The organism is uncultured Megasphaera sp., assembly GCF_900539295.1.
Classification (GTDB): Bacteria; Bacillota; Negativicutes; order Veillonellales; family Megasphaeraceae; genus Megasphaera.
Genome location: NZ_UQBH01000001.1, coordinates 112,399 through 125,969 on the forward strand (window position 1 = coordinate 112,399; position 13,571 = coordinate 125,969).

At 52.0% G+C, this 13,571-nt stretch carries 8 protein-coding genes; all 8 read right to left on the reverse strand.

The window, feature by feature from the left end:
- Positions 1–9: 9 nt before the first annotated feature.
- Positions 10–3,633 carry a helicase-exonuclease AddAB subunit AddA gene (gene addA, locus QZQ46_RS00560; protein ID WP_296826018.1) on the reverse strand — a complete coding sequence of 1,208 codons (3,624 nt, stop codon included), beginning with the start codon at positions 3,631–3,633 and terminating at the stop codon, positions 10–12.
- Complete coding sequence (locus tag QZQ46_RS00565; protein ID WP_296826019.1) at positions 3,620–7,027, reverse strand: PD-(D/E)XK nuclease family protein; 3,408 nt, start codon at positions 7,025–7,027, stop codon at positions 3,620–3,622. The genes addA and QZQ46_RS00565 overlap by 14 nt, the downstream gene beginning before the upstream one ends.
- Positions 7,028–7,187: 160 nt before the next feature.
- On the reverse strand, positions 7,188–8,018 hold the full coding sequence (locus tag QZQ46_RS00570) for a hypothetical protein (RefSeq protein WP_366135093.1): 831 nt from the start codon (positions 8,016–8,018) through the stop codon (positions 7,188–7,190).
- 396 nt (positions 8,019–8,414) lie between these two features.
- A complete protein-coding gene (locus QZQ46_RS00575; protein WP_296826021.1) occupies positions 8,415–9,164 on the reverse strand; it encodes an IclR family transcriptional regulator in 750 nt (249 codons plus the stop codon).
- 113 nt (positions 9,165–9,277) lie between these two features.
- Positions 9,278–10,342 (reverse strand): ADP-ribosylglycohydrolase family protein, encoded by a 1,065-nt coding sequence (locus QZQ46_RS00580; RefSeq protein ID WP_296826022.1) that lies wholly within the window; start codon positions 10,340–10,342, stop codon positions 9,278–9,280.
- 481 nt (positions 10,343–10,823) lie between these two features.
- Positions 10,824–12,053 (reverse strand): pyridoxal phosphate-dependent aminotransferase, encoded by a 1,230-nt coding sequence (locus QZQ46_RS00585; protein ID WP_296826023.1) that lies wholly within the window; start codon positions 12,051–12,053, stop codon positions 10,824–10,826.
- A 186-nt stretch (positions 12,054–12,239) separates the two neighbouring features.
- Positions 12,240–12,959 carry an MgtC/SapB family protein gene (locus tag QZQ46_RS00590; RefSeq protein ID WP_296826024.1) on the reverse strand — a complete coding sequence of 240 codons (720 nt, stop codon included), beginning with the start codon at positions 12,957–12,959 and terminating at the stop codon, positions 12,240–12,242.
- 178 nt (positions 12,960–13,137) lie between these two features.
- On the reverse strand, positions 13,138–13,359 hold the full coding sequence (locus tag QZQ46_RS00595) for a hypothetical protein (protein ID WP_296826025.1): 222 nt from the start codon (positions 13,357–13,359) through the stop codon (positions 13,138–13,140).
- Positions 13,360–13,571 lie beyond the last annotated feature (212 nt).

Sequence of the window (13,571 nt, forward strand, 5' to 3'; positions counted from 1 at the left end):
AACCTCCTTTTACATCATAATTTCACGTTGTAAATGAAAACTATAGATATAGGTTTCCCGGACGGGAATTCCTGTAATCTGCTCCACAGCCTGGCGGTATAAGGCCAGTTGGACGGCATACCGGTCCTTGAAGTCTTTGTCTTGTTCCAACCGGTCCGACTTATAGTCGACGAGGATCCAGCCGTCATCTTCACGGAATAAGCAGTCAATGACGCCTTGAATCAAAAAGCGTTCCCCCGGTTCAACATCGGGCAGCGGCGGGCCGGCCATCAAGACGGTAAAGGAATATTCCCGATGCAGGGCCGGTGATGCTGCCATGCGCCGCCCCAAGTCAGACCGCCAAAAAGACGCCAGGACCGGAACATATATCAACGATTCTTCTTCCGGGCTGAGTACGCCTTTTCGGACGAAGGCCATCAGCTCCCGGCGCAGGGATGATTCCGTATGATCGCCTGCCGGCGTAATATACTGCATCGCCTTGTGCAGTGCCGTACCGCGCTGAGCGCCGCTGACAACGTCCTCATCTTCTGACAGCCATGACGGCAGCTCATCGAAGGGGCTTTGCTCTCCCGACGCCGGCGGAAGGATGGCCTCCGGCAACAAGGCCAAGTCCTTCTCTTCGTCCAGCATATCGCTCTGCAGTTCATGATACTTGCGCTTTACTTCAGATACAGAGAATTTAGCTGCCGTTATGACGGCTTTAGGATAACCATAGCGCCAGGATAACTGTTTATCGAGCCATTCCGGCACGGTTGTATCGGTCATAGCTCCGCGGCGCAAATCGTCTAACCGGGGTTCGCCGGCCAAAACTTCCGGCGTCAGCCCTTCAACAGGCTCCGGTGCGACGATACGAAGCTGCCAGCGGTCGCTTTCCCAGGACGCACCGGGGCAGACCGCTTCAGCGTCGGCGCGGGATCCGAAATGAGCCAGCACCGTCGGCATGACCCAGTCAAAATAGGAAGTTCCCTGAGCCGGATCAAGGCCGTCAGCCCAGCGCTGCCAATGATTGGCAGCTTTAGAGTCATGGCCGATCAGGATCAATTTATCCCGAGCCCGGGTCATGGCTACATAGAGAATGCGTTCTTCTTCGGCCGTCCCTTCCCAGCGGAGTTTAGCTTCAATGCCGCTCCAAATGAGGGTCGGATAAAACATCCGCCAGTTCGGATCATACTGTTTGAGGCCGATGCCCAGCTCATTATGAAAGAGAATCGGTTCCTGCAGATCCTTGCGATTGAATTCTTTTCCCATATCAGCAACGATGACGACGGGGAATTCCAGCCCTTTGCTCTGATGAATGCTCATGATGCGGACGACGTCTTCTTTTTCACTGACCACCTTGGCCGGCGCCAGATCGAGGCCGTCTTCCATCATCTTGTCGATGAGCTGCAAGTAGCGGAAAAGGCCGCGGAACCCGGCATCTTCATACTGCTGTGCCCGGTCATAGAGGGCCTTCAAGTTGGCCTGGCGAACGTCACCGCCAGGCATAGCACCGACAAAGTCGACGTAAGCCGTATCGGAATAGAGCCGCTGAATCAGTTCGGCCACGCCTTGACGCCGGCTGTAGGTCCGCCAATCTTCAAACTGGACGATAAACTCTTCGATGTCTTCCCGCAAGGGATCATCCTCGTCCAGCGATGCCGAAAAATCAGGCAGGTTCTGCCACAGCGTCCCGTCGCCAATGAGGCGAAGTTCGGCTAAGGCCGTTTCATCGAGGCCGACCAAGGGCGAACGCAGCACGGCAGCCATGGGAAGGTCCTGTTCGGGATTGTCGATGCAGCGCAGAAGGGCCAGCATAACCTGCACTTCGACGGCGGCAAAATAGCCCCCTCGCTGCTCGGCATACGACGGGATTCCCCGTTCCTGCAAGGCTTGTATCAATTTATCGGCTTTATTTTTCATCGAACGGACAAGGATGACGATGTGGCGATAGGATAAAGGCTCCAAGGCACCGTCTTTTCGAGCTGCCATCTTTCCTTCTTCCAAAAGCTCACTGATGCGGGCTGCGACGAAGCGGGCCTCCTGTTCAAAAGCCGTCAGGCCCTCATTGTCGCCGGACGTATCGACTACATCGACTTCCGTAGGTCCGCCCAGCCACGACGGATCTTCAGGTGCTGTCCGACCGGCATAGAGCATTTCTCGCTCGCCATAATCCATGCCGGCAGCATCGACTGTCATGGCCCGGGCAAAGACGTCGTTTACCGTATCGAGGATGATCGGTGCGCTGCGGAAATTCCGCCCCAAATCGATGCAGCGCTGACCGGCATCGGCATCGCGGCTGAAGGTGCGGTATTTATTCATGAACAGCGTCGGATCGGCCAGGCGGAAGCGATAGATGCTCTGCTTGATATCGCCGACCATAAAGCGATTATCATCCGATGAAACGAGGCGGGCAATCAGCTCCTGTACGCCGTTCGTATCCTGATACTCATCGATGAGGACTTCTTCATACTGGCTGCGCAGCTCTTCTGCTGCAGCCGAACGCAGGGGATTGTCCGGCGTCGCTTCCGGGCTGAGGAGTATTTTTAAACAGAGGTGCTCGAGGTCACTGAAATCGAGCCAGCCTTTTTCCCGTTTGGCTTGAGAAAAAGCTTTGGCAAAATCTAAGGTCAAGGTGACCAAACCGTCCATGATGGGCTTCATAATCCGAATCCCGTCGAGCCATTCTTCAGACGTTGCCGAAAAATAGACGGGCTGCAGGGTTTTCGTAACGTCTTTCTTGACACTGTCGCGAAGATCTTTGCACTGTTCCCAAACAGCCTTATCTTCGTCAGATAAACCGCGCAGCGTCTTTAACCGGGAAAATTCAACGGCATTGATCCGAAGTCTGAGGCCTTCCCAGCGCTCTTCACCGGCCGCTTCTTTAAGCCCTTCCTGTTCCGAGGAAAATTGCTCACAGGCAGCCTCAAAAACATCTCGTTGACGAAGATGGTACAAGGCCCGTTCATAGATGGCGATGTCCTTTTTAAGGATTCGCCGCACAAAATCTTTGACCGGCTGTGCCCAAGGCAAATCGTCTATCGTCGTTTCAGGACCCGTTTCGTAGGCAAGCGCCGACGATTTCAGCCAGTGTTCCGGCCAGGCCAGGCTTCGGGCATAGGTATACATGCGGCTTACCGTATCCATCAGGACGTCATCGCCGCGGTCACTGCCGAACATATCCGCCAGAGGATACAGGACGGATGCCCTTTCTTCGTCTTCATAATAGGATAAAAAGACGTCGGCCAGCACTTGACGGCGCAGGAGGTTCAATTCTTCCTGACCGGCAATGGAAAAATTCGGATCCAGATCGATGGTATAGAAATATTTGCGGATGACGTACTGGCAGAAAGAATGAAGGGTCGAAATATGGGCCGACGGCAATAAGGCCAACTGCCGTTCAATTCGCGGATCCTTCGTCTCCGACAGGGCCTTCATCAGCGCCTGTCCGACGCGGTCCCGCATTTCAGCAGCCGCGGCATTGGTAAAGGTAACCACCAAGAGTTCCGTAATGTCGATGGGATAGGTCTTATCCAAGAGGCGGCGAATGATGCGCTCGACCAGGACGGCCGTCTTCCCCGATCCGGCAGCTGCCGATAGGAGCAAAGTCTGTTTTCGGCTGTCAATGGCAGCCTGCTGTTCATTAGTCCACGCCATGGTCGTCACCTCCTCTGTCAAAAATCGTCTTTATCATCTCAGCCGTATCTTCTTGACCGGCCGCATCATAGGCATTGCCGGCCATCGAAAGATCGAATCGGCAAACCGCCCGATACGGGCAGTACTGGCAGGGCGTCTGCTGCTTCAGCATGACCGGGTGAATCGAAATATCGCCGTCGCCGATACCGCCGGCCAAATCCTGAAGTTTCTGCGAAGCCCAAGCCAAAAGATGACTCCAGCCGGCTTCGTCGTAAACGCTCTTCGACTGGTCGCTTAAGGTACCGTCTTTCTTGAGCCGTAAATTTAAAAAGTCTGAAAAGCCCTGCATGGACCGATCCAACTGCTTCATGACGTCTCCGTCATCGAGATAAAATCCGGTCAGCTTCCCTTTAGCATCGTACTGCTTCTTTTTCTCGGCCTCGTCGATGCGGTACGACAGGGAGACTTTGTCATTGCGGACGTAGCAGTAGAGCACAGCTGCCGGGACGGCGCCGTCTCCGATATTGAGGAGGGCGACGAACATATAGGTCAGGAGCTGCAGTTCCAGGCCCATAAAAATCTGGCTGATATCGAGCTGCTTCCGCCCCGATTTATAGTCGATGACGACGACATAGGTCCGATCCTCCTGCCGCAGCATATCGATGCGGTCAATCTGTCCTGTAATGACGACATCAAGGCCGCTCTTCAAGGTAAAATGAAGGGCTTCCCAAGGACTGCCCGGCCGGCCGAAGGATTTTTCCAATCCTGTCATCCGGAATCCCGAAGCCGCACTGAAGGCACAGAGGTGACGGACCGTGCGGGTCAGGGTTTGAATGAGTCGTTCTTTAATCTGCGAAAAATAAGCATTCGACATGAGGATGTCATGCTGAACCTGCGGCGCCAATTCATCTGTCGCCTGTCGGCAAATAGCCGGAACGTCCTCATCGGGAATGTCCTGCCACTGCTTCTTTTCCCAAAGCAGTTTCTCACCGATGATGCGCAGTGCCCCATGAACCAGCATTCCTAGGTCCGGGGCGGCAAACTGATAGCGCCGTCGTTCCTCTAAATTGAGGCCATAACGGGAAAAATAGGCAAAGGGACAGTTGCGGTACTGCTCAAATTTAGTCACGGATCCACGCAGTGTTCCGTCCGGTGCAAACAGACGGCGCACCAATTTTTCCGACAGGGTAACCGGTAAATTCGTATGGAACAGCCCCTGTACGGAACGGACGGCCTGATGACGCCAGCCGTGCTGCCAGGCCCAGTCATAGAGAGCCCACCAGGTCCCATCTACGGTCTGGCCATCGAGAACGGGCCGAAGCTTGCCCGGCAGGTAATGAAGCCCTGCCGGCAGGGCCAATACAGGCTTTTCTTCTTGTGAGAAATCCATGGCATCATCCTGTCGAATGACATCTTCCACATAGCCCTTATCACAGAGCTGATGAATCCACGACGCTTTTTCCACGGCACTGCCGTCATCGTCGGCAACCATATAGGAAATGACGAAGCGCTCACCGGCTCGGGTCGCTGCCAGATAGAACAGGAACCGTTCCTGAAAGGAACGAAATCGGCTCCCCGGTCCGAGAACGATGCCGAGGTCCGCCAAGCTGCGCCGTTCTTTATCACTGAACAAGCCTTCTTCACTGCTGTGCTGCGGAAAAATCCCGTCGTTGACGCCGCATAAAAAGACGACAGCCGCCTGCATCGTGTAACCTCGTTCTACCGACGTAAGGGTTACGTGGTCCAAGGTAGGCGGAATGAGGCTGAATTTCAGCGTCGCCAAACCGCCTTCGATGATTTGGGAAAATTCGTCGATGTCGGTCACATCATCGCCGCAGAGGTCGACGATTTCGGAAAGAAATTCCATGATTCGCTTCCAAACCTGTTCGTGCTCTTTCCCGTCTTCAGTCCGTCCTGACGCTTCATCGTCTTCCTGCCATTGGCGAAGGGCTGAGGGAACGCCAAGGGTCCGAAGCCATTGATACAAAAGGGTACACCAATCTCGGAGACTATGCGTTTCCTGAGCATTCTCCCAGGCCGGTATCAAGATATCCCGCACAGACTGGCAAATGGTCTGGATTCGCTGGAGATGAACTTCTTCCCGTTCATCGATGATGGCCTGTCCTTCATGGCGGCGTCCATAGTTCCACTCCTTGCCGCTCAGCCAATGATAGCCCTGTATCCCGTAAGCCAGGCAGTAGTTTTCCAGGTCGTCGACATCGTGACGGCTGATGGGGAATAGGTCGCTTTTAAGCAGTCGGAACAAGGCTTCATGAGACCAGCGACTGCGAAAGACGCTGAGCAGCGCTGAAATGGCTTCAGCTGCCGGATGGCTGGTCATGGGCCGCCGATAGTCACTAAAGACGGGAATCCCGTAGCGGCGAAAAATCCGTTCGACCCGATTATGATACATATCGCTCGACCGGGCCAAGACGAGAAAATCCCGATATCTCCGACCTTTACGGCACTGGCGAACGATTTCTCGGGCGACACTTTCGATTTCTCCGTCTTTATCCTGACATTCCCAAACGGATAAGGCCGATACCGGCTGAGATTGGGCCGCCGGGACAGGCTGGAAGAAGTCATCCTGAAATGCCGTCAATGCCTTTTGCGGCCCTTCGGGGACGACGGCCGTTTCCAGGTGAGGAAAGAGACTCTGTAAATCGCGGTATACCTCATAAGCCCGGTGGAAGAGAGCCGTTTCCCGCCGCTGCTGCTGAAGATGCTCGGCATCGATAGTCAGGGTAATGGTCAGCTTATCAGTCACCGTCTCAATTTGCTGCAGAATGTCCATCTGCTGCGGTGTAAACCATTGAAACCCGTCGACCCATACGCGGGCGCCCTGCAAAAAGGCATACTTGTCGACAGATTTCGCCAACAGCGTCATCGTATCGTCGGCTGAACCGAAGTGGTCGCTCAAAAAAGTCTGATACATCTCATACAACAGGGCCATATCCTGCAGTTTATGGGACAATGTCGGGCTGGAAACGGTATCAGCCGCCTTGCGCAAGTCCTCTGAAGACACGCAAAAAGAGCGGCATTCCCCTAAAAATCTGCCGGCCGTATCGGCAAAATTAGGCTGCCGGGCAGCCGTCTGCAAGAGAGAAAAATCCTTTTCCCCTTTGTGGAGCAGGCGCTGCAAAATTACCTTCCGGGCCAATTCTGACAACGAAGCATGAGAAAGGCCCTGCTCTTGAAAGACGTTATAAGCCAAACGGGAAAAGCCGACTACCTCAGTCCCTAAAAAGCCCTTGCCCTTCGAATGTTCGGCCAAACGCCGTTCAGCGCCGTATGTCGCCTGGTCAGGAACCAGGAGCATGGCCTTGCCGCCGGCAGATTCCCAGGCCTGCAGCTCTCTAAAACAGTGGGACGACTTGCCGCTTTCGGCCTTGCCCAACAAAATGGTAACTGCCATAAAAGTGCCTCCTTACGCCAATCTGATCTATCCTTATTATACCCGATTTCCACTGGAAAAGAACAGATAAAGTATTTTTTCTGCCCACAGGGGAATCTAAAAAATAAAGGGACTGCCGCCACTGCGATAGTCCCTTATCGGTCAAACAAAAGCTATTCAATTAATGAAACGCAGCACAGGCGGTCTTTAAGAAGGGCAGCCGTTTGCCAAGGCCTGTCCGCAACGGTTGGATCCATTTGAGATCATAAGGTTCAAAGACGACCTTACGATAGGCTTCGATATCAAGGGGAGTCCCGTCCCAATCGGAATGGATGGCACCGTTCTGCTTGATCAGGATGTCGTAGAGGATGTCGTATTTCTTGCCGTCCTTTTCATCTCGCTCAATCACTGTGCTGTAGGGCAGGGTCTTATGATAAGTCAGTTCCATGCCCTGATAATCGAAATGGAAACCGCAGCGCATGCGGCAGCCGTCAAGGCCCGTATACTCTGCAACGTTTTTTAAGTCGTGAAGAATCTGATCATTTTCTTCTTCATATAAGTTTTCCGGCGTCGTTTCCGTATAGTCAAAACGGAACTGAATCGACGCACCGTCGATTTTGATAAAACGATCCAAATAGGGTTTTAGCTGGTCGACAGGATATTTCTTATACAATACGCAGTTGATTCGGAAAGGAACGGCCAAGCGCGTCAAGAGCTGATCATTCGATTCTTCTACATAGTGCTGCATATGGCGTGATACGTTGATGCACGTAATTTTATGCCGATTCCGCTGTGTAAAAGCGACGATATCGTCTTCCGTCTGCGATTCAAAGACCGGAAGCGTTGTATTAATATATACCTTATGTGTCACGGGAATGCAGTCCAGCATGCGCTGCAGCGATTCCATGTCAGCAAAGGGTTCCCCACCCGTAAAGACAAAATCACATGAAGGCGTGATGCTGTCCATCAAGCGAATACTCCGGCAGATAGCTTCTTCCGAAAAGCCGGTCATATCTTCATATTCAGCCTTATTGATACAAAAAGGACAATGGTTATGGCAATTGTAGGGCACAAAAATAGTAACCGTAGCGCCTCCATCGCGCGTTTTATATGGGTAGGCCACACGTGGCACTGTCGTTGCCGCCATACTGATTGTTGTTTGCATTCTTTTTCGCCTCGAATCATGGATAAGATCCCAAGCTGTTCCCACACTGCTGCAATTGAAAAGGAAAGATTTTTTCATTTCACAACAGACAATCTTGTGACCCGAATGTAGTATCCATGCCTATTGTACCATAAAAGTCCATTTCTGCAAATGCATGTGGTATATTCTCGTTTTGCATGATTTTTATACCAAACAATTCACATCGAAGACAATTTTCCATTTACAGCAACATACTGCCTGCCGTCAGTCCAAGGCCTGGCTGATTTCACCGGCCGTCTTGGTAACGGCTTCGATGACAGTCTCCCGATTGGCATCTGCCACCCGTTCAGCCGGACCGGACACGCTGATGGCCGCGACGATGCGGCCGCCGCGAAAGATAGGCGCAGCTACACAGGACATGCCGAGTTCGACTTCTTCCCGTTCAATGGCATAGCCACGGCTGCAAATCTCTTCGAGCTCCGGAATAAGATCCTTCCAGTCCGTAACCGTGTATTCCGTAAACTTTTTCAGGGCACAGCCTTCATAGGCCTGACGATATTCTGCGGAAAAAGCCAGTAAACACTTGCCCGATGCCGAACAGTAGGCCGGGCGCACGGCACCAATCGGCGGTGCCGTATCGATCGTCCGGGGAGATTTAATCTTTTCCAGGATAATGTGCTGCGGATAAGCGGCCCCATTATGGGCAAAGGTCGTAATGTGCACCCCTTCGTTGCATTGCAGGGACAGGGCCTTGGCATAGGGATAGGCTACTTTATGAAACTTATCTTTTTCACGAAACAGCATGCCCAGTGCGTAGGCCTGAAGTCCGAGCCAATACATCCCCGTTTCCTCATCCTTTTGGATAAATCCGCGGTGTTCCAGTGTCTCCAGCGTGCGGCTGACCGTACTTTTATGGAGTTCCATGACTTTACTGATGCGCGTTACGCTGAGGGGTCGCTCTTCTTTTAAAAAAAGCTGCAAAACGGCCAGTGCCCGGTCAATGGATTCAATCATACTCGCTCCCCCGATCCGGCGTCATGGCGACGCCCAGAATAATAATCTTAATTATATGGGATGGACCCATAATGTCAAGCCAAAAGTCGCAAAGGCTTCGTCCTGGCGACGGATCAGTGGCTGGCGGCCTCGCCTTTAATCAGTCCTGACCGGTTGTGATCGTAGAGACACTTCGACAATTTCCGAATCAGGTCGTCACATTCCAAATTGCAGCTCCAGCTCTTGGGAATGGCTTTATCACCAAAGATGGTCCCCATGATATTCCCGCAGATAGCCCCGCAGGTATCGCTGTCTCCATCCTGGTTGCAGGCCATGAGAACGGCTTCTTTCAGCGTTCCTGTCTTGAGCACGCAGTAGACGGACAAGGCCAGGGCCTCATCGGCTTTTTTCCCGAGACCGATTTTTTTCATGGACCGGACGGGGTTGCGGTCCGTAACGGCCTCATCGATGGACCGAAGAAGCAGCTTCAAAAGACGCGTTCCCTCAGCATCACGCTGCAGGAGGTGGAGCGCCCCGCCGAGGGCCGTACTGATGTCCTTTCCGGCTGCCAAGGACGCAATGATGGCGCTTATCGTCGCCGTCGACAAGAATGCCCGGGGATTGCCATGAGTCAGGCTGGCTGCCTGACAGCCGACGGCAAAGGCCTTTTCCGGATCGCCTTCATAAAAGAGTCCGATAGGAGCCGCCCGCATAACCGTACTGTTGCCGCCGCTGTGATTGAGCGTTTCCTCACGGGACAGTTTTTTCCCCGACGCCAGGGCCGTCAAGCAGGTTTTCCCCGGAGACCGGCGGGCAAAAAGAGCCTGTTCGCCCATCATGTCATAGTCAAAGGAAACTTCATGGGCTTGGCGATTCATCCACTTTTCCTGTTCCGGGCGAATAATGCGCTCGGTCTGCGTATAGTACCAGCGCATATAAGACCGGTACAGCCCCTCTGCCGGTTCCAGTCCGTCATGATCGGCCCACAGCATTCCGTCAGCCGTAAATAAGGAAAGCTGAGTATCATCCGAAATGATACTTTTATTGCCGTTCTTTGCCGACTTTAACACCGTGCGCAATCCATAAGGGCCGTACTTCTTATGAATCGTCTTTAAATCGTCTTTACCAATGACAAAGCCCAAGGCATCGCCGACGGCTCCGCCCAACATACAACCCATAAATCGATTCAATCCATCCATGCAGCTCACTGCTGCTAAAAACACAGAATACAGGAGAGCTTTTGTCCTATAACAAGATGTTCGCAACGAAGGCAGATGTATCCTCCATATGCAGTTGTTTCCCCCGAAGTGAAGAGATTTGCCAATCCTTACACGGACGCGGTCTTCCGATCTATGTCTGCAGAGGCAGCAGCAGTTGTCCCACCTTTCTCAATTTATAAAGTCACACGCAGCTCAAGGGCCTCTGCCTATGCTTGAACTTTGCTCCATATGGAATAAAAAAAGTTGCTCCGATGTTCCATATGCCGTGCCAATAACGCTGCCCTCTGTAGAGAGGACCCCGTCCATTACCCGTTCTACTCACAATCTTTACAACTTCATATAAATAGTATATAATTATAAATTTATACTTACATTATACAGGTTCTGAGAGAATTTTGCAAATAAAAAGGATGACCAACACAAAAATTTTGGTCATCCTTTTGTCTTTTATTGTAAAAAATTATTTACCGGCCATGGAGAGGTGATTCATTCCATCAAGACCATCGACGGCCTTCTTAATCGTCCCTGCCAATCCCTTCATCTTGCTTTCGGCAATGGAGCAAATGCCCAGGCGCACGCCTTCGGCTAAGGGAACGGCAAAAATAAGATCCTCTTGAAGAGCCTGACAAAGGGCCATCGATTGATCCGTCGGAACGGAAATGAAAAAACCGCCCTGATAAGGAACGTGCTGCAGACCGCAGCGTCTGGCTTCCTCAACGAAAATGGCTCCGCGGCGGTGAAGCTTATCGGCAAAAGCCAGGCGTTCGGCATCGAGGCGGGCTTTCAAATCCCGGTCACCGCGAATTTCCGTCAGCAGCGTCATGGCCGCCCGGTTGACATTGGACCAGGCCGTCCGGGCCGAATACTTTCCAAGGTCAGAAAATTCATCGATGACAGCCTTATCCGACGATAGGCCGATAAGGGCGCCGGCACGCTGACCATACAAAGTGTACCCTTTAGACATACTGAAGGCAAACATAGAAAAGATATGTGCCGGAAGATTTGAGAACTGCTTCATAAAGGAGCGCACCTTATTTTTTTCGCCGGCATAGGCGATGTAGGCAATATCGATGAGAAGGCTCAGGCGTTTCCCCTGCTTTTCATGGAAACGACAGACGTCGAGGACTTGGCTCCATTCTTCATCGGACAAGGCAAATCCCGTCGGGTTGTTGGCCGGTGTATTGAGGATGATGAGCAGCGAATCCTGGCGTTCCAAGATCTGCGATACAGCCTCTGAAAAAGCAGGGACATTAAAATGACCGTCTTTATCAATCATGGAAAAAGGTTCAAGGCGTCGACCGATTTCCTGACACAAGGCATCGTAAATATTCCAGCGCCAATTCGTTGTCAGAACCGTGTCACCGACTTCCGAATAGTTGGCAATGGCAATATGGATGGCCCCGGTACCGCCAGCCGTAGCCACAGCATCGGCATAGCCTTCCGGGCGGCAGTCTTCAAAGGCCTCTGCAATGGCCCCCTGACGGTAAGATTCTAAACCCAAAGGCGGTGCGTAAGTGATGAAATCACGCATCGGCAGCGCCCGGTAGAGCTCTTCAACGACGGGCAGACAGGCCAGCTGCTCATCATCACCGGCATAACAACCGATAGCGGCATTGACGACGCGCTCCGTTCCATACCGGCCTGCCGCTTCCCGCGCGGCGGCACTGGCGGAAAACACGACGTCACGCAAAACCTTTCCTTCTCTGCTTGCTGCTGCCATTATCGTCATATTAAAGTCCCCTCTCTATCTATCCATTACCCCTTCAGTCACGCCAAAGGTTCCGATGTTCTGCATTATAGCACCGGAGCCGTCATTTTTACATAGGAAAGGGCGCAAAATACTGTATACATAAGAGGTATATTGTATACAGTATTTTCAAGGCCGGGAAATTTCTTTTTTCTGGCCGTCATCGGCATAAAAAGTCCCTTCTTTTATCCCTTTGACAGCTAAGAGGTCGCTGACGACTTCCGCCGCATCCAAGTGGGATGCCGCCATCAGTTCCAGGTCTATTTCTGCAAATGGCTCCTCATCATCACTGCGGTTGCGGAAGGTCTTGATGTGCAGCTGATGGTCGCGGATAAAATTCGACAATTTCCGGGCTTGGCCGATATTGTTCTTCATGACCACATGCATGACGTATTTTTCCCTGAGCTGGCCGTCCAGACGGGCATCTAAGCGGACGAAGACGGTCAGGACCAAAAAGATAAGCACCGTCGCAACAATAGCCACGACGAGATAGCCCGCACCGACGACGAGGCCGATGGCCGATACAGCCCAGATGCCGGCCGCTGTCGTAAGCCCGCGGACACTGCGGTCCTTCTGATTGGCAAGAATTGTCCCGGCTCCGATAAAACCGACGCCCGATACGACCTGGGCAGCAATTCGACCGGGATCGGCATTTCGGTATCCAAAGTCAAAATAGTATTCCATGGCAATATTAATCGATATAATCATGCAAAGACAGGAGCCGACGCAGACCAGCGTATGAGTCCGAAGTCCGGCCGACTTGCTTTGGGACTGCCGTTCATAGCCGATAATGGCACCGAGGACAAGAGATATTATCAATCGAATAATGCTGTCTTCCGTAGAAATCATAAATACTTCACTTCTTTCAAAACATTTTTATCCGTAAAAAGCATCGTATGTGGTATGATTAGGCTGTAAAAATTCCCATTTACTCATCTACTTTTACGGATTCGCGGCCCCAAAAAGGTTCCATGTTATGAGCCGCCCCGAATGGTGATCGGTTTCAGGTTCCGGTGCGTCTCTTGCGTTATCGCTTCCTTTTTATCAACTCAGGGAACTGGATGATATTATCCTGCTTTCCTTCTAAGAGGTCTACCAATTTTCGCATCTGCTTGCGGACCAATCCTTTCAAGATGACCGTCTCATGTTCACCGGCACCGGCTTCTTCCCTGTCAAAATAGTTCTTTACGAATACCAATAACATCATTAAACCTTCGTCAATTTTCCGTTCTTTTTCTTCGTTCGTCATCGAATCATCTCCTCTCTGACAGTTTCAGGAAACAGAAAGATTTCTCTGTTCGGATGGCTGTTAAGAAAATCAATGGGACGCTGCCGAGAACCCGGCGAAAAAATTTATGATGAAATCATAAAAAGCAAGACTCGGTTCTATCCACAGTGTACCATATTCGATACCGTCTCGTCAGGGCCATTCCAAATTGATAAGAGCCATTATTTTCAGAA

Coding starts and splice junctions, on each gene's coding strand:
- QZQ46_RS00580 (WP_296826022.1), bottom strand. CDS start 10,342: ATGGATGGATTGAATCGATTTATGGGTTGTATGTTGGGCGGAGCCGTC.
- QZQ46_RS00570 (WP_366135093.1), bottom strand. CDS start 8,018: ATGACCGGCTTTTCGGAAGAAGCTATCTGCCGGAGTATTCGCTTGATG.
- QZQ46_RS00565 (WP_296826019.1), bottom strand. CDS start 7,027: ATGGCAGTTACCATTTTGTTGGGCAAGGCCGAAAGCGGCAAGTCGTCC.
- addA (WP_296826018.1), bottom strand. CDS start 3,633: ATGGCGTGGACTAATGAACAGCAGGCTGCCATTGACAGCCGAAAACAG.
- QZQ46_RS00590 (WP_296826024.1), bottom strand. CDS start 12,959: ATGATTTCTACGGAAGACAGCATTATTCGATTGATAATATCTCTTGTC.
- QZQ46_RS00575 (WP_296826021.1), bottom strand. CDS start 9,164: ATGATTGAATCCATTGACCGGGCACTGGCCGTTTTGCAGCTTTTTTTA.
- QZQ46_RS00595 (WP_296826025.1), bottom strand. CDS start 13,359: ATGACGAACGAAGAAAAAGAACGGAAAATTGACGAAGGTTTAATGATG.